This window comes from Novosphingobium piscinae, assembly GCF_014230355.1.
GTDB classification, from domain to species: Bacteria; Pseudomonadota; Alphaproteobacteria; order Sphingomonadales; family Sphingomonadaceae; genus Novosphingobium; species Novosphingobium piscinae.
Genome location: NZ_JACLAX010000009.1, coordinates 138,911 through 164,215 on the forward strand (window position 1 = coordinate 138,911; position 25,305 = coordinate 164,215).

A 25,305-nucleotide genomic window follows, 5' to 3' on the forward strand; every position below is an offset into this window, starting at 1 on the left:
TGTCCAACTCCTTACTTATAAGGCATTCGCAGCCGGAACCGCCTGCGCGGCGATCCGCGCGAGGCTTTCGTCCCGTCCGAGCAATTCAAGCACGTCGAAAATGCCGGGCGACGTTGTCTGCCCGGTCAGCGCCGCGCGCAAAGGCTGCGCCAGCTTGCCCAGGCCAAGGCCCCAGTCCCCGGCGGCCTGCTTGAGCGTGGCCTCTAGCGCTGCGGTTGTCCAGTCGGCGTGACCGCTCAGCAGCTCGGAGATCTGGCCCAGCAGGGCGCGCGCCTCGGTGGTCAGCAGGGCCGTCGCCTTGTCGTCGAGCGATAGTGGACGCTGGGCGAACAGGAAGCCGGCTCCGGCAGCCAGGTCGTTCAGGTCACGGGCCCGGACCTTCAGCACCGGCATGGCCCGTGTCAGCAGGTCCAGGTCCGGCTCATCCGGGATCCGTGGCGCAACCAGCGCCGCCAGCGCGGCATCATCGGCTTCACGCAGATAGTGGCCGTTCAGGTTCTGCAGCTTGGCAAGGTCGAATCGCGAGGGACTCTTGCCGACGTGGGCGATATCGAACCATTCCTGTGCCTGGGCCCGGCTGATGATCTCGTCGTCGCCGTGTCCCCAGCCGAGCCGGAGCAGATAGTTGAACAGGGCTTCGGGCAGAATGCCAAGCTCGTCGCGATAGGCGTCGACGCCGAGCGCACCATGGCGCTTCGACAGCTTGGCCCCATCAGACCCGTGAATCAACGGGACATGGGCATAGACCGGATCGAACCAGCCGCCCTCGATCGCCTGCATGCCGCGGACGATCACAAGCTGGCGGAAGGCGTTGTTGAGGTGATCGTCGCCACGGATAACGTGGGTCACGCCCATGTCATGGTCGTCAACCACGACGGCCAGCATGTAGGTGGGCGTGCCATCGCTGCGCAGGAGGACGAAATCGTCGATCTCCTCGTTGCGGACGGTCACCTTGCCCTGGACCAGGTCCTCGATCACCGCTTCGCCTTCGCGAGGGGCCTTGATGCGCACGACATAGGGCTGATCGACCGGCCAGGTCTCGGGGGTCGCATCACGCCATTCGCTCTCGATCCGGAAGGGCTTGCGTTCGGCCTGCGCGCGTTCCCGCCGGGCGGCGAGTTCCTCGCTGGTGAGATAGCAGCGGTAGGCCTTGCCCGCTGCCAGTAGGGCGTGGGCGACCGCAGCGTGGCGGTCGGAGCGGGCAAACTGGAACACCGGCGGTTCGTCTCCGCCCAGGCCCAGCCAGTCCAGCCCGTCGAAGATCGCGGCAATGGCAGGCTCGGTTGAGCGGGAGCGATCAGTATCCTCGATGCGCAAAAGGTACTTGCCGCCATGATGGCGGGCAAACAGCCAATTGAACAGGGCCGTGCGCGCGCCGCCGATGTGGAGATAGCCGGTGGGCGAGGGGGCGAAGCGGGTTACCACGCCACGACCGCTGTCAGTCGCCGCGTCAGTCAACCTGCTGCTTGCCATCATGCCTCTATTCCTGTCCTTATGACGTCATGGCCCGCGTTGCCGTTCCGGCCTTCACGCCCCCACCGCCAGGCGCCGCTGCAACGCAGCGCGCCTCTTGGCGCAGGCGGGTCGGCTTGTCCAGCGGGCTTGCGCCATGAATCGCCGCATCGAGAGGTTTCTGGCCGAACGTCAGTACGATGGGGCGGCCTGGCTGGCCGTGGCCTTTGCATGTGGCATTGCGGCATGGTTCGCCTTGCCACGTGCCGGGCAGTGGGTGGCGTTTATCGGACTCGGCCTGTTCGGGGGCGTGGCCGCGCTGAAGCGTCGGCCAAGCGATGCGTCCATGCCGCTCGGTCGGATCGCGCTGGGCACCATGGCGGCGGTGCTGGCCGCCGGGGTCGCCCATGTCTGGATGCGATCCGAGCTGGTTGGCACGCCAGGTATTGCCCGCCCCTTTGCCGGCATGATCGAGGGCCGGGTGCTGTCCCGTATCATCCGGCCGGCCGACGGGGAATGGCGCCTGGTGCTGGCCACGCGCGATCCGTTGTCGCTGCGGCGGGTGATCCGGGTCCGGCTGCGTGTGCCGCAGGCGGCCATGCCCGCGAACCTGGGCGACGGGGCGCGGGTCCGGGTGAAGGTGCGGTTGATGCCTCCGGCGCCGCCGCTGTTGCCGGGAGGCTATGATTTTGCCCGGGCCGCATGGTTCGAGGGCCTGGCCGCGACAGGCGTGGCGCTGGGCCCGATTGCGGTTCAGGCGGCGGGGAAGACAGCGCCGGGGTTGCCGGCGCTACGGGCAACGCTGTCCGCGCATATCACGACCCGCCTGCCGGGTTCGGCCGGCGGGATCGCGGCGGCGCTGGCCAGTGGCGACCGCGGCGGGATCGCCAGGGCCGATGAAGAGGCCATGCGCGACGCAGGATTGAGCCACCTGCTCTCGGTGAGCGGCCTGCATGTCAGTGCCGTGGTTGCCGCCGGCTATCTTGTGGGTCTGCGCTTGCTGGCGCTGTGGCCATGGCTGGCCCTGCGGCTGCGGCTGCCGCTGTGGGCTGCGATGGGAGCCGCGGTCGCGGGTGGTTTCTATACGGTGCTGACCGGTTCCGAAGTGCCGACGGTGCGCAGCCTGGTTGGCTCCCTGCTGGTCCTCCTGGCTGTTGCGCTGGGGCGGGACCCCCTGTCCTTACGCCTGCTCGCGCTCTCGGCCCTGGTTGTTATGCTGGCGTGGCCCGAAGCCGTGATTGGCCCCAGCTTCCAGCTGAGCTTTGCGGCCGTGCTGGCGATCGTCGCGCTGCATGCGGTGCCGGCAGTGCGGGACCGGCTGGCCGCCCGCGAGGAACCGGCATGGCAGGCGGGGATGCGCCGGCTTGGCGGTTTGCTGCTCACCGGGCTGGTGATCGAGCTGGCACTGCTTCCGATCGGACTGTTCCATTTTCACCGGGCCGGGTTGCTCGGTGCGCTGGCCAATGTCGTGGCGATCCCGCTCACCACCTTCGTGATCATGCCGGCCGTTGCCCTGGCGCTGGCGCTTGACCTGGTCGGGCTCGGCGCGCCGGCCTGGTGGTGTGCCGGACAGGCGCTTGCCCTGCTTCTGCGGTTGGCCCACGGCGTGGCCGAGGTTCCTGCCGCTGTCGCGCTGACCCCTGCCTTCGGACCCGGCCCCTTCCTGCTGCTCCTTGGAGGCGGCCTGTGGCTGGCCCTGTGGCCCGGCCCAGTCCGGCGCTGGGGCCTGCTGCCGATTGCGCTGGGCGGCGTGGCTGCGCTCACCGCGCGCGCACCCGATGTGCTGGTGTCGAACGATGGTCGCCACGTCGCGGTGACCGGGCTGGTGCCAGGTCATCTGGCAGTCCTGCGCGATCCCCGGCCGGGCTTCGCGCAGGATCGACTCAACGAGATGGCTGGGCTGGATACCACCCTGGTGCCACTGACTGGTCTGCCGCAGACGACCTGCAACACCGACTTTTGCAGTGTCGTGTTGCAGCGACGCGCGCGCTCATGGCACCTGCTGCTGGCGCGCGGCTCCGATCCTGTGCCACTGCGCGACCTGGCGGCAGCCTGCGAGCGCGTCGACCTGGTGATAGCGCCGCGCTGGCTGCCGGCCAGCTGCCGGCCTCGCTGGCGCAAGATCGACCGGCACAGCCTGGCGCAGACGGGTGGGGTCGCGATCGACCTGCTTGCAGGCCGGATCGAGACAGTCCGCCGGGAGCGCGACGACCATGGCTGGCAGGTGCCGCCGCCGACCTTGCCAGCGGGACGAACCGACCAACCGGTTCCCCCGAGGTGGTCCCCGGCGGCACCGCCTGCCGCTCAGTGGTAGCGCCGCAGCAGGCCCGCTAGCTTGCCCTGCACCATCACCTCGCCGGGGGCGTAGAACTGCGGATCGTAAGCGGCATTGGCCGGATCGAGCCGCACCCGGCCCTGCTCGCGGTACAAGTACTTGAGCGTGGCCTCTTCGCCCCGCACCAGCGCGACCACGATCTCACCGTCCCGCGCGCTATCGGTGCGGCGGATCAGCGCGAAATCGCCATCGAGAATGCCGGCGTCGACCATGGAATCGCCTGACACCTCGAGCGCGTAATGCTCACCCGGGCCGAGCAGGGCGGCCGGGACGGGTAGGGTGGACTGACCTTCCAGCGCCTCGATCGGCACGCCAGCGGCGATCCGGCCGTGCAGCGGCAGTTCGATGACGTCGTTGGCCGGCGCTGCGGTGACGACCGGGCTGCGCAACTGCGGCGGCGGAGCACTGGGGCGGGGCGGCGGCGCCACCTTGGCGCTCACGTCGTCCGGCTGGCGCAGAACTTCGAGTGCGCGGGCGCGGTTGGGCAGGCGCCGGATGAAGCCCCGCTCTTCCAGCGCCGAAATCAGGCGATGGACGCCTGACTTCGAGCGAAGATCGAGTGCCTCCTTCATTTCCTCAAAAGATGGTGACACGCCGGTCTCTTCGAGACGGGCCTGGATGAACCGGATCAACTCGTGCTGCTTGCGCGTCAGCATGGCACTCTACTCCCGGCATGGACGATGCCGGACTCCGATGTTCCTGCATCGTTCAGTGAACGAACGCGGAACATCTAGGCAACTTGGCTCAGCCCGTCAAGCGGTGGTGCCCAGCAGGTTGCGCGTCGCGGTAACGACATCGGCCTGACGCATCAGGCTTTCGCCGACCAGGAAGCTGCGCACTCCGGCCGCGGCGAGGCGTTGCAGGTCGGCATGGTGGTTGATGCCGCTTTCTCCGACCAGCAGGGCACCCTCCGGCGCCAGCGGGGCGAGCCGTTCGGTCACGGCCAGATCGGTGACGAAGCGCTTGAGATCGCGGTTGTTCACGCCGACCAGTCGCGAGCGCAGACGGGCCGCGCGCTCCATTTCCGCCTCGTCGTGGACCTCGACGAGCACGTCCATGCCGCGTTCCAGCGCGGCAGCCTCGATCTCGCCCATCTGTCCATCGTCGAGCGCGGCGACGATGATCAGGATCGCGTCGGCACCGATGGCCCGGGCTTCGGCGCACTGCCAGGGATCGACCATGAAGTCCTTGCGGATCACGGGCAGCGCGCAGGCGGCGCGGGCTGCGACCAGATAGTCCTCATGCCCCTGGAAATAGGGGGCGTCGGTTAGCACCGACAGGCATGTGGCGCCGCCCTCGGCATAGGCGCGGGCGTGGGCCGGCGGATCGAAATCGGCGCGGATCAGGCCCTTTGACGGCGAGGCCTTCTTGATCTCGGCGATCAGGCCGAAGCCGGACCCCGCGGCACGCCGCAGGGCCGCCTCGAAGCCGCGCGGCGCGGACTGGGCAGCGCCCAGCGCATCGAGTTCGGCTAGGCTGAGCAGCGCCTTGCGACGGGTGACCTCAGCCGTGGTGGCGGCGCAGATTTCGGTGAGCTTGTCGGTCATTGCAGCGTCTGGATCCAGCAATCGAGCAGGGCCTTGGCGAGCCCCTTGTCTATGGCCTCGGCCGCCTCCTCGGCGGCGGCGGCCCAGTCCTGGGCCTCGCCAGCCACCAGCAGCGCGGCGGCGGCGTTGAACAGGACGGCGTCACGGTAGGGCCCCGGTTCGCCCGCCAGCAGGCGGCGCAGGGCCGCGGCATTGGTGGCCGGATCGCCGCCGCGGATCGCCTCGACCGGCGCGGATGGCAGCCCCGCCTCGGCGGCGGTCACCCGCCGCAGCGCGACGCGGCCCTGTTCGACCATGCCGACCTCGTTGCCGCCGGCCAGGCTGAGCTCGTCGAGCCCCTCGTCGCCCGAAACGACGAAGGTCCGCTCGGTTCCCAGCGCGGCGATCGCTGCGGCATAGATCGGGACATAGGCGGGCCGGGCGATGCCGACCAGCTGCCGCGTGACCCCGGCCGGATTGGCCAGCGGTCCCATGAGGTTGAAGATCGTGCGCCGGCCCAGTGCCTTGCGGATCGGCATGATGCGCCCCATCGCCGGGTGATGGCGTCCGGCGAACAGAAAGCCGATGCCCAGATCGTGCAGCGTGTCCTCGGCAGTTTCGGCCAGCCGGTCGAGGTTGAGGCCCAGCGCCTCGAGCGTGTCGGCCGCACCGGCCTTGGAACTGGCGGCGCGGTTGCCGTGCTTGGCCACCGGCACCCCGCAAGCGGCGACGACCAGACTGACCGCGGTCGAGACGTTGAGCGTGTGGAGTCCGTCTCCGCCGGTGCCGCAGACATCGATCGCTCCCGGCGGAGCCTGCACAGCAATCATGCGGTGGCGCATCGCGCGGGCGGCCCCGGTGATCTCGCCGGCCTGCTCGCCGCGGTCAGCCAGCGCGACGAGGAAGCCGGCAATCTCAGCGTCGGGGACGAGGCCATCAAGCATCGCGCCGAACGCGGCCTCGGCTTCGTCCTCGGCCAGCGGATCGGCGGTGATCGGGGGAAGTGCGGTCATGCCGGGAGGCGCGGCGTGATCCCGCACAGCATCAGGAAGTTGGCGAGCATCGCGTGGCCATGTTCGGTGGCGATCGACTCCGGGTGGAATTGCACCCCGTGGATCGGCAGGGCGACGTGGCGGAAGCCCATGACGTGGCCGTCGTCGCTGCGCGCGTTGACCGCAAGCACCGGCGGAATGTCCTCGACGATCAGCGAGTGGTAGCGGGTCGCGGTGAAGGGCGAAGGCAGGCCGGCGAAAACCCCGGTGCCGTCATGGCTGACCGGGCTGGTCTTGCCATGCATCAGCCCGCCGCGCACGACCTGTCCGCCGAAGTGCTGCCCGATCGACTGGTGGCCCAGGCAGACCCCGAGCAGTGGCCGCGCGGCATCGGCTGCGGCGCCAACCAGATCGAGGCTGATTCCGGCTTCGTTCGGGGTGCAGGGACCGGGCGAGAGGAGAAAGCCGGCGGCCCCGCTATCGAGCGCCTGTGCGGCGGTCAGTGCATCGTTGCGCACCACCTCGACCGCGGCGCCCAGCTCCATCAGGTAGTGGACCAGGTTCCAGGTGAAGCTGTCGTAGTTGTCGATGACCAGGATCATGGCAGCTGCCTCTTTCAGCCTTCGCGGGCCGGATCAAGCAATTCCTCGCCCTCGCCAGCAGGATCCGGTCAGGTACCCATCGCCGCGCGCGCCTCGCTCACGGGCGCGGCCGAGATGGTGATCGCGCCTGACCATGGCCGGTCGAGATCAAGGATCAGGGTGAGCGCCAGGGTCAGGAGCACGAACAACACCCCTGCCTCGAGCAGCGGTCGCAGGCTGCCGCGACGGGCGGTGACATAGCCGACGATGCCGGCCGAGATCACAGCATAGAGGCTGACAACGTCCAGCACCCGGCCGGGGATCCGCGCCTCCCGCTCGGCCTTGCGGGCCGCGGCGGCATCGAACATCTCGTTGGCGGCATTGACCAGCGTGGCGCCGAGCGGCGGCTCAAGCCGGACAAGCGCGGCGCGCACCGCAGCCCACACCGCGGTCTGCGCCCGCGCCGAGGCGGCTTCGACCGCGCGGCGGTCGGGCGCGGTGGGCAGCGCCGCGCGCAGATCGGCATAGCCGCGCAGGCGGTCACGCAGCGCCTCACCCTCGGACCCAGCGACCAGCCCGGCGCGCAGCCAGGCCGTACCGATCGCATTGCCCTCGCGGATCACCGCCTCGCGGCGGTCATCGTAGCGCGCCACGGCGAGCGAGAAGGTGAAGGCGATCAGCAGGCCCAGCAGGGCGAGCGCGGTTGAAAGCAGGTAGCTATCGGGGGATTCGGGGCGGGGATCGGCGGCATAGGTCAGGCGGACCCAGCGTCCGGCCAGCGCGGCGAGGACCAGCGCAGCCAGTAGCAGCGCGCCGACCAACCAGAGCGGAGCCGCGCCGAGGAAATCATCGAGTCCCGCCATCCGCGCTGCCCTCCCCCTGGCCCGCCGCAGCGGGCGCTATTGTCCGTAACCGGCCTCGCTGGCCACCCGCACCGCCTCGCGCGCCGCAGCGAACAGGGCCCCGGCCTTGTTCTCGCATTCGGCCTGCTCGCTGGCAGGCACGGAATCGGCGACGATACCGGCCCCGGCCTGGACATGCATGACTCCGTCCTTGAGCACCGCGGTGCGCAGCACGATGCACGAATCAACCGACCCGTCGGGTGCGAAGTAGCCGACCCCGCCGGCATAGGCGCCGCGGGTTTCCGGCTCGAGCTCGGCGATGATCTCGCAGGCGCGGACCTTGGGCGCGCCCGAGACGGTGCCCGCCGGGAATCCGGCGAACAACGCGTCAATCGCATCATGCCGCGCGGTGTCGAGCTGTCCGACCACGTTCGAGACGATGTGCATGACGTGGCTGTAGCGCTCGATCGTGTAGCTTTCGGTGACCCGGACCGTGCCCTTGGCGGCGACCCGGCCGACATCATTGCGGCCGAGGTCGAGCAGCATGAGGTGCTCGGCGCGCTCCTTGGGATCGGCCAGCAGGCTGGCTTCGTGCGCGGCATCGTCCTCAGGGGTGCGGCCGCGCGGACGGGTGCCGGCAATCGGCCGGATCGTCACCTCGCCGTGACGGATGCGCACCAGGATTTCCGGGCTCGAGCCGATCAGGGCGAAGCCGGGCAGATCGAGGAAATAGAGGAAGGGCGAGGGGTTCACCCGCCGTAGCGCGCGGTAGAGTGCGACTGCCGGCAGGGTGAAGGGCGTGGTGAAGCGTTGCGCCAACACGACCTGGAAGATGTCGCCAGCGGTGATGTAGTCCTGCGCCTTCAGCACCATGTCACGATAGCGCTCGGGCGCCATTACCGGGGTGCGCACCGGTTCGGGCAGGTCGGCAGGCGGCGGCGCCGTCTGCGCCGGACGGGCCAGCCGGGCCAGCGCCGCGTCGATTCGGTCGGCTGCCGCACCGATCAGCGCCTCGGGCGCACTCGCGCCGGGCCACACCGGGGCAACGCACCAGAGCGCATCGCTGAGCCGGTCGAACACCAGCACCAGGGTGGGCCGGACGAACAGCATGTCGGGCAGGGCGAGCGTGCTCTGCGGAGCCCGGGGCAGTTTCTCGACAAGGCCGATGGTTTCATAGCCGAAATAGCCGACCAGGCAGGCGAGCGCGGGCGGCAGCTCGGCCGGCACGGCAATGCGGCACGCGTTCACCAGCGCGCGCAGCTCGCTCAGGCTGTCGCCGGGCTGGGGGGTGAAGGCAGACGGATCAGTCGGCCAGTTGCGGTTGACCTCGGCAACCCGGCCGGTGGCGCGGAAGATCAGGTCTGGCGCCAGCCCGAGCAGACTGTATCGGCCGCGCACTTCCCCGCCCTGGACCGATTCGAGCAGGAAGTCGCCGCGGCCTTCCTCGAACAGCTTGAGCGCGGCCCCAACCGGAGTTTCGGTATCGGCCACCAGACGACGCCAGACCAGCGCCGGTTCGCCACGGGCGAGCTGAGCAGCGGCGGCGGCCGCGTTCTCTGGGCCGGCGGATTCCGGAAGCAGGCTCATCCCGGCGGGCTCAGTTGGTGCCGACCAGACGGCGGGCGACCGCGTCGATCGCGGCCTGGTTGCGCTTGACGCCGACCTCCTGGCGGATCGCGGCGCGCAGCTGGGCCGCGTACTCGCGTCCGGTCAGCCCGGACAATTCCCGCGCGGCGGCGGGCAGCATCGGAGCCACGCGGGCCGGATCGCCCGGCACGATCTGCGCCAGCGAGACGACAAACCAACCCTGGTTGCCGGGCGCGGCCAGAACCTTGGTGGTTCCCTTGGCCATAGAGAACAGGAGGGCGAGGGCCGGCGGCACCTGCTGGCCCTGCCGCGCCAGGTCCTCGCGGCCCAGTTCGATCCGGTCGACCGGGGGCACCCGCGGCACACCTAAAGCGGCCACGGCCGCGCCCAGTTCCTGGCCCTGCTTGACCTGGCCGAGGACCTTCTCCGCCGCAGCCTTGGCCGCCGCCGCGCCCTTCTGCAGCAGCAGGTCGGTCATCACCTGCGGCTTGATCTCAGCCAGCGGGGCGGGGGCCGAAGGGGTGATGCGCGAGACATCGAACACGATGAAGGTCTTGCCCGGCTCGATCTCGGCAAGCTGCGGCTGGCCCTCGCGCTCCATCGCGAAGGCGGTCGCCAGCACGCGGGCAAGCTCGGCCGGGGCTTTCTGTCCGGCAGTGCCGAACACCTGGCCATCGGCGGTCAGTGCCGGGGTTTCGGTGATGGTCAGCGCCAGCTCCTTGGCGACGTCGCCCAGCGAGGCGCCGTTGTCGAACTCGTCCTCGACCTTGGCCGAGAAATCGGTCAGCGCGGCGCGGCGCTTTTGCAGGCTCAGTTCTGCGAGGATCTCAGGCCGCGCCTGATCGAGCGACTTGCCCGGCTTGGCGTCGATCGCATCCACCCGCAGCACAACCCAACCGAGCGGCCCGCGCACCGGGCCGGCAGTCTTGCCAGCGGTGGTCCCAAAGGCCGCCGAGGCTACGGCGTCGTTGGCCTGGTTTGCCAGCGCCGCGCGGTTCAGCGGGCCGAGCTTGGCCACGGCCAGGCCTTTGGCGGAAGCGGCGGCCTCGAGCGTGCGGCCTCCCGCCAGTTCGGCCAGCACCGCCTTGGCGGCCGCTTCGGTGGGGAGAATCAGCTGGCTGACCCGCCGGTCCTCGCTGGGGGCATAGGCAGCCTTGTTGGCGGTATAACGGGCAGCAATCTCGGCCTCGGTCGGGGCCGGCACGCTCTTCAGTGCCGTCTCGTCAAACACGGCAAAGCGGACCGTGCGGCGCTCGGGCCGGGCATAACGGGCTCGGTTGGCGTTGTAATAGGCCGTCACCTCGGCTTCGGCGGGCGCCGCCGGCGGGGCAAAGGCCGCGGCCGGCAGCAGGGCGATTGTGCCGGTCCGGCGCTCGGCGAAAAGGGCGGCGTAGCGCAGCACCAGCCCGCCCGGCATGCGCGCGCCGAGCGCGGCCGGGGTGAGCAGCTGGCGCGCGATCAGGCCATCGGCCAGTTCCCGCCGCACTGTGGCCTCGGTCAGGCCGCGCTGCGCCAGCAGGGCGCGGAACGCGGCGTCGCTGAACTTCCCGTCGGGACCCTGGAAAGCAGGGATCTTGGCGATCTCGCTGTCCACCAGCCGGTCGCTGGCGATAACCCCGTGACGCTCACCGAATTCGGCGATCGCAGCCCGATCGATCGTCTGATCAAGGACGGTGCCGAGTCCGCCGCCCGCCACGAAGGCCTTCATCATCAGCCGGGGATTGTCGCGCTTGAGCTGTTCGACCGCGCTCGTCGCGGCCTGGGCCAGCTCGCTGGCATCGACGCCACGGCCGCCTACCGTGGCGACACGTCCATCGTTGCCGGTGACCGCATTCCGCATTCCGGCCACATCGCCCGCGGCGAAGGCCAGGGCGATCAGTGCCAGGAAGATCAGCGCGAAGACGACGCCAATCTTGGAATGCATGAAGGACCGGAAGAAATGCAGCATCGGCGGGCTCGACTGTGGGGCCCCGGCGGGGCTGAGGACGTCAGCGGGGCTTTAGGGACCAAATCGTCGCACCGCAACGGGGCGGCCATCCTCGCGGCCACCATCAGGGCAGGGGGGACTGGGCAGGGGGATAGGGCAGGGGGATAGGGTAGGGGCCGGGCGCAGGTCGGCAAATCGTGAAAAACTGTATGGTCGCGTTTTGACAGCCGGGGCGTGGCTGGCCTAGCAGCGCCGCGGAGAGCCGCCAATTCCCTCCGGATTCGGCACTATGCTCATCTAAAATCAAGATTTCAGGGAATTTTTATGCCACATCGGCCCTACATCGTCGGAAACTGGAAGATGAACGGGACCCGCGCCATGCTGGCCGAGGCCCGCGCCATCGACCGGGCGGCCGGACGCTATCCGGATGTCCAGGTCGGGCTGGCGCCCCCGTTCACGCTGGTCCAGGCGATTGCGTCGGAGGCACAGGCCATCGGCACCGGCGGGCAGGATTGCCACCCCGAGGTCAAGGGGGCGCATACCGGTGACGTGGCGGCTGCCATGCTCGCCGATGCCGGAGCGGATTTCGTCATTGTCGGCCATTCCGAGCGTCGCCGCGATCATGGCGAAGGCGATGCCCTGATCAAGGCCAAGGCGGAAGCCGCGCTGGCGAGCACGCTCGGGGTCATCGTCTGCGTCGGCGAGACGCTGGACGAGCGCGATGCCGGGCAGGCCGAAGCCGTGGTCCAGGCGCAGGTCGCCGCCTCGCTGCCGTCTGCTGCCCTGGCCGAAGAGGCAGGTATGGCGCGCGTGGCCGTGGCCTACGAACCGGTCTGGGCGATCGGCACCGGCCGGGTCGCGGCGGTGGACGATGTGATCACCATGCACCGGGCGATTCGCGCGACGCTGATCGCCTGGAGCGCCGAGCTGGGCGACAAGGTCCGCATTCTCTACGGCGGTTCCGTCAATGCCGATAACGCGCGCGACCTGCTGGCCGCCGAGGGCGTCGGCGGGGCGCTGGTCGGTGGAGCGAGCCTGACCGCGGAGAGCTTCCTCGCAATCGTCGCTGCCGCCCATTCCGCGCGCAGCGACGACTGAGGCGACCCCCAGGCCAGGCGTCGCACGGTCCTTGGCGCCCAGCGACGAAGTGTTCGCCGGGCTGCGGGAGCCGTTTCGTAATCGGCTCCATGCCTTGCCAGCGGGCTCCCGCACGCCTAGATGGCGCTCAACTTTCCCTCCGGACAACGAGTTTTGCCCGTGTTCATCTTTATCATGGTCGTCCAGGCGATCGTCGCGGCCCTGTTGGTCGGCGTCATCCTGATGCAGAAGTCCGAAGGCGGCGGCCTCGGCACCGGCGGCAGCCCCACCGGCTTCATGTCGGCGCGCGGCGCTGCCGATTTTCTGAGCCGGACCACCTCGATCCTTGCCACGGTGTTCGTCGTCCTGTCGATCGTGCTGGCGGCGATGGCGGCCGGCGCCGGCAATGGTCGTGCGATTGACACCTCGCTCAAGCGTGACGTGGCGCCGGTTCAGGCCCCGGTCGATCCGCTGGCTCCGGCCGCGGGCGCCCAACCGGCTCCTCAGGCCACCTGAGCACCGCGCCGGGATGGTGTCCCGGCGCCGATTTCGTCCCTGGTTTCCTTCCGAAGGGCGGCGTGCGGCCTCTTGCTCCGCACGCCCGCGGGATATGGCTGGTCGCGGCAGCTGTGGATTAGCTCCACATCCTGGCGCCTTGGCCTTGCCCTGCGCCCCTCGCAGCATTTAAGGCCCGACTCCCATGGCGCGGTACATCTTCATCACCGGCGGCGTGGTTTCCTCGCTCGGCAAAGGTCTTATGGCGGCAAGCCTGGCGGCTTTGCTCCAGGCCCGTGGGTTCCGGGTGCGGATCCGCAAGTTCGATCCCTATCTCAACGTCGATCCGGGGACGATGAGCCCCTACCAGCACGGCGAGGTCTTCGTGACCGACGACGGCGCCGAGACCGACCTTGACCTCGGGCATTACGAGCGGTTCACCGGCGTGTCGGCGCGCCAGTCGGACAACATCACGTCGGGCCGGATCTACCAGCAGATCATCGCCAAAGAGCGCCGCGGCGATTACCTCGGCGCAACCGTGCAGGTCATCCCCCACGTGACCGACGCGATCAAGTCCTTCGCCCAGGATGCGACCGACGATCTGGACTTCGTGCTGTGCGAGATCGGCGGGACCGTCGGCGATATCGAAAGCCTTCCGTTCATCGAGGCGCTGCGCCAGCTGCGCAACGAACTGGGGCGCGAACAGACCTGCTCGGTCCATGTCACCCTGGTGCCCTACATCGCCGCCGCCGGTGAGCTGAAGACCAAGCCGACCCAGCATTCGGTGCGCGAGCTGACCAGTCTCGGGGTCCAGCCCGACCTGCTGCTATGCCGCTGCGAGAAGCCGCTCCCGGCGAGCGAGCGTGCAAAGATCGCGCTGTTCTGCAATGTCCGGACCGAGGCGGTGATCCCGGCGCTCGATGCATCAAGCATCTATGCCGTGCCCCTGCAGTACCACCAGGAAGGGCTCGACGCCGAGGTGCTGCGTCATTTCGGGCTGACCGCGCCTGCGCCGGATCTGTCGCGCTGGCATGATATCGTCGACCGCTATCAGAACCCTGAGGGTGAGGTGACGATCGGTGTGGTCGGCAAGTATGTCGGCCTGCAGGATGCCTACAAGTCGCTCAACGAGGCGCTCGTCCACGGGGGAATGGCGCACCGCGTCAAGGTCAACATCAAGTGGCTCGATGCCGAGGTGTTCGAGCAGGACGACGAGACCATCGCCGCCCACCTCGAGCCGATGCACGGTATTCTGGTGCCCGGCGGCTTTGGCGAGCGCGGCACCGAAGGCAAGATTGCCAGCGTGCGCTTCGCTCGGGAACGCAAGGTGCCGTTCTTCGGGATCTGCCTGGGAATGCAGATGGCCTGCATCGAAGGGGCCCGCAACACCGCGGGGATTGCCGGAGCATCCTCGACCGAGTTCGGCCCGACCGGCGAACCGGTGGTAGGCATCATTACCGAATGGATGACCCAGGAGGGCCTGCAGACCCGCGCCGAGGGCGGTGATCTGGGCGGCACCATGCGGCTTGGCGCCTATCCCGCCAAGCTGGCGGGCAACAGTCACGTCGCGGCGATCTATGGCGCCGAGGAGATCAGCGAGCGTCATCGCCACCGCTATGAGGTCAATTGCGCCTATCGGGACGCACTCGAACAGGGTGGACTGGTCTTCTCGGGTATGTCGCCGGATGGGCTGCTGCCCGAGATTGTCGAGCGCCCGGACCACCCCTGGTTTGTGGGTGTACAGTTCCACCCGGAACTGAAGAGCCGTCCCTTCGCCCCGCATCCGCTGTTCAGCGGCTTCATCGGCGCGGCGTTGCAACAGGCGCGACTCGTCTGAACGGACTTCCTGGGCACCTCTTCAGGCCGTCCCCTTGTCCCATTACGCACTTTGACGATTTTCTACCCGATCCGGGAAATGGTAGCCCGCGGGTGGGAGCGCGGCGGCGCTTTTGGCTAGGCCGCTCCACCCCAGCGCTTGTAAAAAAAAGGGCAGATGCTGCGAAGGGGCTTGCCAAATGAAATCGATAGCGATTACCCCTCCGACCTGACGGGAAGAGGTATGCATTCGATTATTCTACGCAAGCGAGAAAGCGATCAACGATAGGTTCCGACGGGCGCAAGACCAGAGCGGAGCGGGGGCACACTAAGATATTCGGCCGCGGTAGTATTGCGAAATGCTGCCGAGTTGCCAGGGCTTGTCCCGCGATTGATCGTCTTTTGCGACCCGGACGATCATGATGGGACGAGGCGGCGCATCAGCGTCGCGGGGGTGGGTCATCCCAGATCCACCCCCAACATGTTTTCCATTTGACCATCGAGGCAGGAGCGAAGGCCCGGCTTGGCGGCGATAGGGCCGACAAGCCGAGCACTAAGCCTACGTTGACCGCTTGCGCCGGGTTCGCCCCTAGGTCAGGCGGCCTGATCGCGACTGGCGGCAGGAATGTCCACCACGCTCAGAGACTTCTGGGTGCCGATGGCCACCTTTTTCGGCTTCATCGCTTCAGGCACCTCGCGGACAAGATCGATCACCAGCAGTCCGTCTTCGAGATTGGCATTTTCGACGCGCACGAAGTCGGCCAATTCGAAGCGGCGCTCGAACGCGCGCTGGGCAATGCCGAGGTGGAGGAACTGGCCGTTGGCCTGGCTATCCTCGTTCTTGCGTCCCTGCACGATAAGCAGGTTCTGCTGCGCGGTAATGTCGAGGTCGGCCGGCTTGAACCCAGCGACCGCCAGGGTGATGCGATAGGCGTCCTCACCGCGCCGTTCGATGTTGAAGGGCGGATAGTTCTCACTCGCGCCATTGCGCGAGGCATTCTCCAGCAGATCGAACAGGCGATCAAAACCGACGGTGCTGCGGCGGTAAGGGGTGAAATCGAAACGGGTCATGGCAAAAATCCTCATCTGAGCAATTTCAGGACCGACGGGACCCCGACGGGCATCCCGGCAGCGTGTCATGGCCGGGCTCGGCCCATGACACGATCGGTGAGATATGATAGCCGCGACGGCTTTCAAGGGCTGGTTGCCGGATGGCCGTGCGGATCAGTTGCAGCAGGCGTGAACGCACGCTTGGCGCGGCCCCGCATGGTGAACAACAAGGATCGATCATGGCGAAAGTTGAGATCTATACCCAGTGGGGCTGCCCCTATTGCACCCGGGCCAAGGCACTGCTCGACGCTAAGGGGGTCGCCTATACCGAGTATGACGTGACGATGGACACGGCCAAACGTACCGAGATGGCCGCGCGCAATCCCGGTGCGCGGACGGTGCCGCAGGTGTTTATCGATGATGTCGCCTATGGCGGATGCGACGATATCCACGCGCTCGACCGTGCCGGATCGCTCGACGCGGCGCTGGGAGTCTGAACGCTTGGTGCGCGTTGGCCTGCTGCAGATGACCAGCGGGATCGATCCCGCTGCCAATGGCCGCACGATCGTGGCAGCGATCGAGCAGGCCGCGCGCGAGGGCGCGGCCATGCTGTTCACTCCGGAGATGTCCGGCCTGGTCGATCGTGACCGTCAGCGTGCTGCCAAGTCCATCACGACCGAGGCGGATGACCCGGTGCTGGCCGTGGTCTGCGAGGCGGCGGCACGGACGGGGCTGTGGGTGGCGCTGGGTTCGCTGGCGGTGCGCGGGACCGGTCCGCGATATGCCAATCGGGCCTTCGTGATCGACGGCACCGGGGTGATCCGTGCGCGCTACGACAAGCTCCACATGTTCGACGTCGATCTGGCGACGGGTGAATCGTGGCGCGAATCGAACGCCTATGCTCCCGGCGAGGCGGTGACCGTGGTGCCCGATACGCCGGTCGGCCGGCTCGGTCTGGCGATCTGCTACGACATCCGCTTTCCCGCCCTGTTCGAGGCGCTCGGCCGCGAGGCTTGCGATGCCATCGCCATCCCCGCGGCCTTCACCGTTCCGACCGGGCGCGATCACTGGCATGTGTTGCAGCGGGCCCGCGCGATCGAGGCGAGCGCCTTCGTCCTCTCGGCCGCCCAGGTCGGGCAGCACGCCGATGGTCGATCCACCTATGGCCATAGCCTGGCAATCGATCCCTGGGGCGAGGTGCTGATGGACCTTGGCGGCGAGCACGCCGGATTGGGGCTGGTGGATCTCGATCCGACCCGAATCGCGACGGTACGTGCCCAATTGCCCAGTCTTGCCAATCGCCGCCCAGTTCCCAATTAAGGCGGCACCATGATTGTGTTCGATCTTGAATGCCGTGCCGCCGGTCACCGCTTCGAGGGCTGGTTCAGTACGAATGACGATTACGAGCGGCAGCGCGCAGCGGGAATGCTGTCGTGCCCCGTGTGCGGCGCTGACGATGTAGCCAAGGCGGTGATGGCGCCGAACGTGGGGCGCAAGGGCAACCAGTTGCCCGAACCCGCCCGCGCGACGCCGCAGGCCTCCGCGCCCATTCCGGTCGCCTCCTCCGTCCCGCCGTTGCCGCCCGAAGCCGTGGCCATGCTCCGCGCGGTTGCTCTGGCTCAGGCCGAGGCGATCAAATCATCGCGCTGGGTTGGCGACCGGTTCGCCGATCAGGCCCGGGCCATGCACTATGGCGAACGCGATCATGAGCCGATCCATGGCCAAGCCACCCCGGCCGAGGCGCGCGAGCTAATCGAGGAGGGGGTTCCGGTGGCTCCGCTGCTGATCCCGGTGGTCCCGCCCGATCAAGCCAACTAACCGGCAGGCCAACTAACCGGCGGGCCAACCAACCGGCGGCGCGCAATCCGCTGCGTTGCCATGGTCACCCGCAACCCCTAAGAGAACCGCGGGCGCCCGTAGCTCAGCAGGATAGAGCACAAGATTCCTAATCTTGGGGCCGTGGGTTCGAATCCCGCCGGGCGCACCACGTTTTCCGCCGTTTCTATGCAGCTTGGGGGACGAATCTATACTCGCCCGGCGCAATTGAAATCACCGTACAATCACGCGGCGCTCGAGGATGGGCGGCTGCTCCACTTCGCGATATGGGGCGCAATGACCTTCAAGGAATATCTCAGCCAGCGTAGAAGCACTCACACGCCGCAAGGTGATTTTGTGAGGGACGCCCTCTCCGACAAGGACCTTCCGAACGTCACCAGTTGGGCGGAACTGAGGGCTTACCTCACGAGAAAATCAAAGATGCGCGGGAATGATGACTTGCTCGACGCAGCCCACTCAGTTTGGGCGGCCTATCGTGCGAAGCTGGCTCGGGCATAGCCTTTGCGCCGTGGCTCGGTAAGCCGCGCGATTCCGTCATTTCCGGACCTTCAAACTGAGGGGAGTTCGAGGGCCCATTCGCTCAGTTTCCTCAGTCAGTTTGACCGATGCCAGGCGAGGCGATTTGAGGGCCTAGGAGGGCATGGGAAGAGGTGAGGGCTGGTCGTGCCCATCTCGCCCCCGGATCGACGCTGCGAGCCCCATCTCTGCCAACCTGGCGCCCCCTCCTGAGGAAATCGCGGGTCCTACCTTTGGGGGGTCGGCAAGGTGAAGCGCTTCGGGACCCCGTTTTTGATGCCAGGGGGCGGTTTGCGGCAATCGCTCAGTTCGAAGTCTCAGTTCGCGGGCATGAAAAGGCGGCGGGACTGCACTGGCCCCGCCGCCTCACCCCCGGGCCCCAACCCGAGGTAGAGCGACCGCCCATAAGGAAAAGCGGCCGCCCATCTCGTTATGTCACCCGATGTGCACGGGCGATTCGACATCCATCGCGAGGCCCGAGCACCGCTCGGCGATGAGGGCCAAGGTGGAGGCGATCTCGGTCGACGCCGGGGCCAAGGTGTTGGGCTTCACCAGCCGGCCGCCCTGGGAGACCGCAACCTGGAGGACCCGACGGCAATCTTCGGTCACCTCGTACCCGATGCGCAGCGCGCGGCTCACGGTGGCCGCGTCGGCATAGGCGGAGATGAGCGCGTTGAAGGCCTTGTCCACGCGAGCGCGCACGATCTCGCCCAAGGGCTGGCCCGCTGCGATCACCGACTCCCAAGCGATCATGGTCACGGCGTCCAACTGCGCTTCGACTTCATGGTGACGGCGCTTGAGTTCCTGCACTGCACTGCGCAGCCCTTCGAACTCGGCCTCGAGCGTGGCGACGCTCTCGACCGCGATCTCGGCCGTCGAAGTGCTCGGGTCTGCGAGCAGGGCCTCGGCGAGCGCGACGCCTACCGCGCCCTCAGCGGTAAGCTTGGCCTTCGTGGCGACGATTTCGCTCTGCCGAGCCTGCGCGGCGGCGATGGCGTTCTCGATCCGGGAGAGGTCGGCCTTCGCATCGGCAATGCGCCCAGCGATCGGGCCCAAGTCGAAATCAGCGAATGCCTGGCGGATGGTTTCGATAGAGGATTTCTTGCTCATTGGTGGTTCCCTTCTTCAGCGAAGCTTGATGCCCAGCGCGGCCAAGGCGGAGATTGCCGCGTTGCGCTGGGGCGTGGTGATGCCGGCGGGCCAGAGCAGCCGGTTGCCGAGGACCTCGGCGGGGCCGGTGCGGAGGCCTGAGGTGGACCGGTTGCCCCCGGTGGCGTCTGTCGCCTGGCCGAGGATGGCCGCCGCGTTCTGCGACCCGTCCGCCGCCGCCGGGGCAAGGATGGTGAACAGCCCGGAGGCGGAAATCCGGCCGAGGACGGTGCCCGCGCGGAGGTTCTGGCCGGCGATCAGGACCAGGTTGTCCCGGGCGCCATGGGACAGAAACTCCCAATCGCCGGGGGTGGCGGTCATGATGGGCATGTCAGCCTTCCCCCAGCCCGAAGCGCGCGTTCGCCTGGTCGGCTGCGCGCTTCCATCCGCGGGCGACTGCATCTTGCGGTGCGGCGGCCCCGCCGTTGCCGGCGTCGATGGTGGAGTTGCGGCTCTGGGCCAGCATTTCCCGCATGAAGGCCCGGTCCTCCGCGTGCCGCGCCTCCTCGGCGAGGAGGGGCGACGCCGCGGCCTTGATAAGGCGGACCAGCCCCTCGCCGTTCACGCCGGCCAAGTTCTCGTCGGCGAGAAAGCCGAGCGCCACGTCAGCCTTGCCCTGACATTCGGGGTCGGCGGCGACGGCCTGGGCGACGATCGAGACCCGGGTTGCCTCGAACTCGGCGGCGGCCCCAGCCTGATAGGCCGGAAACCGCGCGGCGATCGTTTCCATCTGCGCCGCCGACAGGAAAGGCATGAGGTCGCCAGCGTCCATTTCGGCGAGCGCGGTCAGCTTGCCGGTGGTGGTGTTGCGGATAAGCGGTGGCTCGAAGGCGGAGGCTTTGGCGGTTGCGCGGGTTGCCATGGTGCTTCCCCCTCTCACAGCCCGAAGTGGGCGTTGGCGGCGGCGGCGGCCCGAGACCATCCCGCGCGGATGGCGGCGGCGTTGGCCCGGTCCGAGACGTTCGCGGTGAGAGCGACCTTGATCTCGTCGGCGCTGAGCTTGCCGCCGGCGACCAGATGATCGGCGAGGGCGCGGTTGAATGCAGGGTTGGACTGCACCGCGGCGGCGACGGCCTGGGCGGTGGTGGATTGAGCATTGATCGTCATGTTGGTCTCACTTTCGCTAGAGTTCGGCACGGATTCGGGGGTTGCGGGTCACCAGTACCCGCCGGCCGCCGCGGGGAGCGCGGAGCCGGTGGACTGGCTGCGGAGGGTGAGCAGGATTTGCGCGAGGTTGTCGTTCGCGCCCTGCTGCGCGGCGAGGAGCGCGTCGGTCTGCCGGTTGATCGCCGATTCCACGCTGGCGCTGTCGCTGGCCCGCGTGCCGGTCGAAAACGGGCTGTCTCGGCTGGTCGCGACCTCGGCGATGGCGAGTTGCCGGTCGAGCGCAGAGCGGGCCCGGCCCGAGATAGCGTCCTGAGCGGAGAAAAACCCGGCCTGGCTGCCGTACAACTGCCGCGCGATGTCGAGATAGGTACGGCTGGCCTGGGCGTAGTCTCCAAAGGCGCTGGTATCGCCGGCGTCGACCCTGGCCGAGAGAGGATCAAGCGCCGCGCGGGCCAGGCTCTCGCGCTCCCGGAGCGACCGCGCCGTGTTGTTGATGCCGAGATCGTCGAGCAGCGACTTCAGCGAGCCCGAGACCTGATCGAACGCCGTCTTGATCGCCTTGCTGCGCTCGATGCCGTAGAGCTTCTCGAGGTCGGCATACTCCTCGGCGGAGGCACCCGCCTCGGCGAACACGTCCTTCAGGTCTGAGAACTGCTTGTTGAGCGTGTCGAGCGCGGCCCCCACCGGGTCGGTGTTCTCCTTCAGCCGGGTGAAGACCCCCTCGAACGAGATCGCCTTCGACAACTGGGCCTCGATGTCTTTGCCGGCCTTGAGGAGCGTCTGAGTGCTGGCGCGGACGCCCTGGATTGCCCCGTCCTGGATCGCGTTCGAGATCGCCGCCCGCAGCGCCGCGGTCGCGTCGAGGCCGTCATAGAGGGCCTGCCCGGACTTGGCCGAATACTGAGCCTGGCCGAGGAACTGGTCCGAGCCGCTGGCCGCGACCTGGTAGTAGCCGCCGCGGTAACTGCCGATCCCCACGTCGTAGGAGCCGACCCGGCCGCCAAGCTGCGTCGCGATCTTGGTGATGGCCTGCTGCAGGCCCAGCCCGAAGGAGTCGAGCGTCGCCTTGACCGCCCCGTTGTTCGCGCTGGCCGTCACCCCGTCCTGAGTGACCGTGCCCGAGCCGCGCGGCCGGCTCGAGAAGATGCCGCCGACTAGGCCGCCGAGCAGGCCGCCGGCGATCGCGCCAAGGGGTCCGAGCGCCTTGCCCAGGGCACCCGTGACCTTCGCGCCGATCTTGTCCCCGACCGACTGCCCCAGCGCGCCACCGATCGCTCCGCCGAGTTGCGCCGAGCCGTTGTTCTGGCCGAAGATCACGGAGCCAACCGCCAGGCCCGAGCCGGCGCCCTGTAGGATCGTGGTCATGGTCTGGCCGAAGGCGCCGCGCTCGGCGAAGATGGCTTCGATCCGATCACCCAGCCGCGCAATGCTGCCGTCGGCGTTGCGACCCGCCGGAGCCGCGAACACAGTGCTGAGCGCCACCCCTGCCGCGCCGCCGATGCCCGCGAAATTGCCGCGCAAGGCTCGCGATACCGCCGCCAGGTCTGCCCCCATGCGACCCGTTGCCGCAAGCCGGTCTGCGGCCACGTCGAGTTCCGCATTCCACCGGCCCGTGGCCGTGGCGAGGTCACCCATCGCGGCGAGCGCACCCTCGTTCGCGCTCTTGATCGCGTCCCAAACGGTGACGCTCTCCGCGGCTGGCGCGCCGATGATCTTCGCGGGATCCGTTGCCGCGGCCATTGCCTCGATCCGTCCGGCGAGGCTGGCCGAGCCCCAGGCGTTCCCCTCGTTCATCCGGTCGTAGGCGGCAGCTACGGATGCCAGCGCCCGGCTGTAGGCGGACAGAGCAGGGGCCGCGGTGCGAGCCGCGCCACCGTGCCGGGCCGTGCCCCTGGCGGCCTGTTCGGACGATTTCGCGAGCTTGTCCGAGATCTCATCCGCCAAGCGCAGTTCGTTGTTGAGCGGGAGGAGCGCCTGCTTCACCTCGGCCAAGCGGCGCTTCGCACCGTCGAGGCCATAGGTCCGGTTCCACGGCATCGCGTTCGGGTCACTGGCACCCGGCTTGCGGGCGATCAGGTTCTCGAGTGCGAGCTGTTCCTCGACCAGCGCGTTGCGCTGCATCGACCGCTCGACGTACCGCAAAGAGTTCTGCGCCCCGGCAAGTTGCCGCGCAGCGTCCGCGGCGGTGAGGTACTTGTCGGCGGCGGTCTCCGCGGCCTCACCGGATTCGAGCAGCTTGCCGGCGAACTGGCCCGCAATCATGGCCGCCCCAGTGATAACCGCCCCCCAAGGGGAGGCCAGGAAGCCGAGCAGCCCGGTCGCGCCGCCCCGGGCGAGGCTGAGGGCCTGCACGACCTGGCCGCTCTGCTGGGCGAAGATCGTCAGGGGCGAAATGCCCATCGCAAGGCCCTGCGTTACGTCGCCAATCTGCCATGCCAACTGTTGCATGGCGGCCCGATGCTGCCCCGCCGAGACCGCGCCCTGGTCGTTCGCGGCCACCAGCCGCTTGCCGCCGACGATCACCGCATCGGTCGCCGAGGCAGTCCGATCGAGCTCGCGCTGCACCTGCGCCAGCGCGTCGGCGTGAGCCTTTGCCGCCCGCGCCGCCTGTTCGCTCTCGACTGCCAGCGCATCGGCCGCCGCAGTCGCGAGCCGGGCCTGTTGGCTATAGTCGCCCTCGGCCCGCGCCGCCGCCGCTGTGGCCGTGGCAATCTCCCGGGCAGCGATGGCCCGAGCCTGGGCCGCCTGGGCCGCCGCCCGCGCCGCCGCCGCGCCGAGGTCGAGCGAACCTCCGGCCGTCCGGGGCATCGAGAGTGCCCGATCTAGCTGCTTCTGGGCTTCCCCGGAAAATGCCGCGAACCTGGACTCAGCGCTGCCGAGAGCCTGGTCGACATCCCGGAGGAAAGCCGACTTGGCCGAGCCATCGTCCTTGTAGCGCAACTGCAGGAAGGCGGGAAAAATCGCTTCACCCATGGCGGGCCCTTTCGTTCACAGAGCACCAGCGCCGCGGGGCACGGTCGCGACGCTTGTGCAGATGGATCGGGTTGGGGAGGGGGCGGGTCACTGGTCCGCCTCCACTTCATCCTGAGAGGGCGGGGGGCCGTCTTCGGCCCCGCCCGTCATGTACGTAGTACATAGGGTGTGTGAGGGCGCGGGTCGGCGCGGGGTCGGCGCGGGGTCAGCGCATACCGTCGGCGCGGGGTCAGCGCGGAGGTCGGCGCACTTCCTGCGCAGTCCGAAGCGATCCTTTCGCCCGGTCCTGCAGACGAGTCCCGTCTCGATTTCGCCGAGCCGATAGAGCCGCTCCATGGCCGCCTCGAACCGCGCCCGGGTGCAACCCTTCGCCTCTGGCATCGCTGCGAACTCTTTCGGGGCGTAGGTCCGGGAGGCGGGGCTATCTGACACCGGCCGCTCCTGCTCATTGCGGAGGTCGAGACAGCGAAGGAATGCGGCGTTCTCGAAGTTCGCCCGAATGGTCTCCTCGAGGTCCGCGCGCTGGTCCTCGGGAAGGTCGTCATCCCTGACAAACGCCCACTGGTGCCACCGGAAGTTGATGGCGCCGCCGGCCTCGCCGTAGTTCGCCTTGCCGACGATGAGGGTGCGCCGATCAGGGTCCGCGCCTTCTTCGGTCGGCCGGGTGAGGGTGAATTGCGAGCGCACCGCGTTGAGCCAGGCGGTCGACCCTGAAAAGCTGTCGCCGGCCTTGTTGGGGTGCGCCAGGAGCAGGATCGCCGCACCGGTCTCCCCGGCCAGCCGGTTGAGCAGGTTGACGAACCGCGTGACCTCGCGGCGGTCGTTCTCATTTTCCGGGAAGAGGTGGGCCACGTTATCGAGCGCGACCAGCCGCGCCCCGGTGCGCCGGATCCAATCGGCGAGCCGGTGATAGAGCGGCGCGGGAGTGAACCGGCCGGCGAGATCGAAGGCGGCAAGCGCGTTGTCCTCGCCTCGCATGCTGCGCAGGTGCAGAGCCCCTGCGAGGTCGCGCATTTCAACCCCGAGCGCGTCGCAGATGTGGGCCTGCCGGAAGTGAAGTTGCTCGGCGTCGTCCTCGCACGTCATGTAGACCGCGGGGTGTCGGTCGAGCGCTAGGCCGAGTGTCGAGACCCCGGCCGCCAGTGCCGTGCAAAGCTGCTGCGCGAGGAGCGACTTGCCGACTGCCCCGGCGCCGGTGAACAAGGTGACCTCTCCCGCGGGGGCAAGCCGGGGGATGATGAAAGACTTCGGCGCCGGTTCGCGGTTGGCCAGTGCAGCGAGATCGAGCCCTTCGAGCCTCGCGACCCGGGGGCGGAGTTCGTCGAGGGCCGTGAGATCGTCGAGGGGGCGGCCGACATCGGCGCAGGCCGCGATCTGTTCGGCCAGCAATTCCCTCCGGCGGCGACGGGCGGCGAGGTCCGCAATGTCAGTGGCCAACTGGTCGGCGGCTAGCAGGCTCTGCCCGTCAGCGGTGAGGCGTGCCAGGTAGGTCACCCCGCCGAGCGCTCGCAACGATTCGTCCGCCTCGAAGTAGGGCCGAAGGGTGATGGGTGTGACCTTCGCGCCGCGCCCCATCAACTGGCCGACACGCTCGAAGATTCGGCCATGAACCGGCTCGGCGAAGCTGGCCGGACCGAGCATCTGGCCGAACCGCTCGAGAACGCTGTTGTCGATCAGCACGGCGCCGAGGAAGGCGGCTTCGGCCTCGACGTTGACGAGCGGGTCGCCGGCGGGGTGGAGGGCGGCTACTGCGCTCACTCGGCGCCGCCCGGGGTCATGTCGAAGAACGGGAGCGCCTGGCTGTCTGCCTTGCCGAGGCCATACTCGAAGGCGGCGTCCTGGTCGCGGAACCATGCTCGGAACGGTTGCTTACCGCCCCGGCTCCGCGTCGTGACGGACCACATAGGCCCCATGGGCAACGTATCCATCCGGCGGGGGCCGCCTTGCCTGGGTAGGCAGCGAGCGCTCTTAAGCGTGCTCTTAAGAGTGTGCTTAGGAGCGGTCGTTGGGCCAGGTGACGGTATTTTCGGGGCCAGAGCGGCGTC

General features: G+C 68.4%; 24 protein-coding genes and 1 tRNA gene. 9 read left to right on the top strand and 16 right to left on the bottom strand.

Annotated elements, in window-relative coordinates; genetic code table 11:
- Positions 1-15 precede the first annotated feature (15 nt).
- Positions 16-1,473: a glutamate--tRNA ligase gene (gene gltX, locus H7F53_RS10815; protein WP_185679526.1), complete on the bottom strand. Its 1,458-nt coding sequence runs from the start codon at positions 1,471-1,473 to the stop codon at positions 16-18.
- Between the two features lie 136 nt (positions 1,474-1,609).
- Here gltX and H7F53_RS10820 point away from each other — a divergent pair, with 136 nt between their 5' ends.
- A complete protein-coding gene (locus H7F53_RS10820) occupies positions 1,610-3,766 on the top strand; it encodes a ComEC/Rec2 family competence protein (RefSeq protein ID WP_185679494.1) in 2,157 nt (718 codons plus the stop codon).
- Here the strand turns inward: H7F53_RS10820 and lexA are convergent.
- From lexA to H7F53_RS10855, 7 genes are all read right to left on the bottom strand, one after another.
- Complete coding sequence (gene lexA / locus H7F53_RS10825; RefSeq protein ID WP_185679495.1) at positions 3,757-4,443, bottom strand: transcriptional repressor LexA; 687 nt, start codon at positions 4,441-4,443, stop codon at positions 3,757-3,759. The genes H7F53_RS10820 and lexA overlap by 10 nt on opposite strands.
- A gap of 96 nt (positions 4,444-4,539) precedes the next feature.
- Complete coding sequence (gene trpC, locus H7F53_RS10830; protein WP_185679496.1) at positions 4,540-5,334, bottom strand: indole-3-glycerol phosphate synthase TrpC; 795 nt, start codon at positions 5,332-5,334, stop codon at positions 4,540-4,542.
- Positions 5,331-6,326 carry an anthranilate phosphoribosyltransferase gene (gene trpD / locus H7F53_RS10835; protein WP_185679497.1) on the bottom strand — a complete coding sequence of 332 codons (996 nt, stop codon included), beginning with the start codon at positions 6,324-6,326 and terminating at the stop codon, positions 5,331-5,333. Before trpD ends, trpC begins: the two co-directional genes overlap by 4 nt.
- Complete coding sequence (locus H7F53_RS10840; protein WP_185679498.1) at positions 6,323-6,907, bottom strand: anthranilate synthase component II; 585 nt, start codon at positions 6,905-6,907, stop codon at positions 6,323-6,325. Before H7F53_RS10840 ends, trpD begins: the two co-directional genes overlap by 4 nt.
- A 68-nt stretch (positions 6,908-6,975) precedes the next feature.
- Positions 6,976-7,749 (bottom strand): bestrophin-like domain, encoded by a 774-nt coding sequence (locus H7F53_RS10845; protein WP_185679499.1) that lies wholly within the window; start codon positions 7,747-7,749, stop codon positions 6,976-6,978.
- A 36-nt stretch (positions 7,750-7,785) separates the two neighbouring features.
- The gene (locus tag H7F53_RS10850; RefSeq protein ID WP_185679500.1) at positions 7,786-9,315 is read right to left on the bottom strand and encodes an anthranilate synthase component I family protein; all 1,530 of its coding nucleotides are present in this window, start codon (positions 9,313-9,315) and stop codon (positions 7,786-7,788) included.
- A gap of 10 nt (positions 9,316-9,325) precedes the next feature.
- Positions 9,326-11,263, bottom strand: a complete 1,938-nt coding sequence (locus H7F53_RS10855; RefSeq protein ID WP_185679501.1) for a peptidyl-prolyl cis-trans isomerase — start codon at positions 11,261-11,263, stop codon at positions 9,326-9,328.
- A gap of 303 nt (positions 11,264-11,566) precedes the next feature.
- Between H7F53_RS10855 and tpiA the strand changes: the two genes are divergently transcribed.
- From tpiA to pyrG, 3 genes are all read left to right on the top strand, one after another.
- Complete coding sequence (tpiA, locus tag H7F53_RS10860) at positions 11,567-12,340, top strand: triose-phosphate isomerase (RefSeq protein WP_185679502.1); 774 nt, start codon at positions 11,567-11,569, stop codon at positions 12,338-12,340.
- Between the two features lie 159 nt (positions 12,341-12,499).
- On the top strand, positions 12,500-12,835 hold the full coding sequence (gene secG, locus H7F53_RS10865; RefSeq protein WP_185679503.1) for a preprotein translocase subunit SecG: 336 nt from the start codon (positions 12,500-12,502) through the stop codon (positions 12,833-12,835).
- Positions 12,836-13,019: 184 nt separating this feature from the next.
- The gene (pyrG, locus tag H7F53_RS10870; RefSeq protein WP_185679504.1) at positions 13,020-14,651 is read left to right on the top strand and encodes a CTP synthase; all 1,632 of its coding nucleotides are present in this window, start codon (positions 13,020-13,022) and stop codon (positions 14,649-14,651) included.
- 572 nt (positions 14,652-15,223) lie between these two features.
- Here the strand turns inward: pyrG and H7F53_RS10875 are convergent.
- Positions 15,224-15,700 (bottom strand): Hsp20 family protein, encoded by a 477-nt coding sequence (locus tag H7F53_RS10875; protein WP_185679505.1) that lies wholly within the window; start codon positions 15,698-15,700, stop codon positions 15,224-15,226.
- 218 nt (positions 15,701-15,918) lie between these two features.
- On the opposite strand from H7F53_RS10875, the gene grxC reads away from it, so the two are divergent.
- The 5 genes from grxC (at position 15,919) to H7F53_RS10900 (ending at position 18,013) form a co-directional block, all read left to right on the top strand.
- Entirely contained in the window at positions 15,919-16,176 is a 258-nt protein-coding gene (grxC, locus tag H7F53_RS10880; RefSeq protein WP_185679506.1) for a glutaredoxin 3, read from the top strand.
- Positions 16,177-16,180: 4 nt separating this feature from the next.
- Entirely contained in the window at positions 16,181-16,999 is an 819-nt protein-coding gene (locus tag H7F53_RS10885; RefSeq protein WP_185679507.1) for a carbon-nitrogen hydrolase family protein, read from the top strand.
- A gap of 9 nt (positions 17,000-17,008) precedes the next feature.
- A complete protein-coding gene (locus H7F53_RS10890; protein ID WP_185679508.1) occupies positions 17,009-17,497 on the top strand; it encodes a DUF1178 family protein in 489 nt (162 codons plus the stop codon).
- Positions 17,498-17,589: 92 nt separating this feature from the next.
- Positions 17,590-17,666: transfer RNA gene (locus H7F53_RS10895), tRNA-Arg, on the top strand.
- Positions 17,639-18,013, top strand: coding sequence for a hypothetical protein (locus H7F53_RS10900; protein WP_185679509.1), 375 nt, complete (start codon positions 17,639-17,641; stop codon positions 18,011-18,013). Before H7F53_RS10895 ends, H7F53_RS10900 begins: the two co-directional genes overlap by 28 nt.
- A gap of 453 nt (positions 18,014-18,466) precedes the next feature.
- Here the strand turns inward: H7F53_RS10900 and H7F53_RS10905 are convergent, their stop codons facing one another.
- From H7F53_RS10905 to H7F53_RS17680, 7 genes are all read right to left on the bottom strand, one after another.
- Positions 18,467-19,141: a hypothetical protein gene (locus H7F53_RS10905; RefSeq protein ID WP_185679510.1), complete on the bottom strand. Its 675-nt coding sequence runs from the start codon at positions 19,139-19,141 to the stop codon at positions 18,467-18,469.
- Positions 19,142-19,156: 15 nt separating this feature from the next.
- Positions 19,157-19,501 carry a head decoration protein gene (locus H7F53_RS10910; RefSeq protein ID WP_185679511.1) on the bottom strand — a complete coding sequence of 115 codons (345 nt, stop codon included), beginning with the start codon at positions 19,499-19,501 and terminating at the stop codon, positions 19,157-19,159.
- 10 nt (positions 19,502-19,511) lie between these two features.
- A complete protein-coding gene (locus H7F53_RS10915; RefSeq protein WP_185679512.1) occupies positions 19,512-20,042 on the bottom strand; it encodes a hypothetical protein in 531 nt (176 codons plus the stop codon).
- Between the two features lie 14 nt (positions 20,043-20,056).
- The gene (locus H7F53_RS10920) at positions 20,057-20,287 is read right to left on the bottom strand and encodes a hypothetical protein (RefSeq protein ID WP_185679513.1); all 231 of its coding nucleotides are present in this window, start codon (positions 20,285-20,287) and stop codon (positions 20,057-20,059) included.
- 48 nt (positions 20,288-20,335) lie between these two features.
- Positions 20,336-23,227, bottom strand: a complete 2,892-nt coding sequence (locus H7F53_RS10925) for a phage tail length tape measure family protein (RefSeq protein WP_185679514.1) — start codon at positions 23,225-23,227, stop codon at positions 20,336-20,338.
- Between the two features lie 120 nt (positions 23,228-23,347).
- On the bottom strand, positions 23,348-25,018 hold the full coding sequence (locus H7F53_RS10930; RefSeq protein ID WP_343062025.1) for an AAA family ATPase: 1,671 nt from the start codon (positions 25,016-25,018) through the stop codon (positions 23,348-23,350).
- Positions 25,015-25,164, bottom strand: a complete 150-nt coding sequence (locus H7F53_RS17680) for a hypothetical protein (protein ID WP_246438823.1) — start codon at positions 25,162-25,164, stop codon at positions 25,015-25,017. Before H7F53_RS17680 ends, H7F53_RS10930 begins: the two co-directional genes overlap by 4 nt.
- Positions 25,165-25,305: the final 141 nt, after the last annotated feature.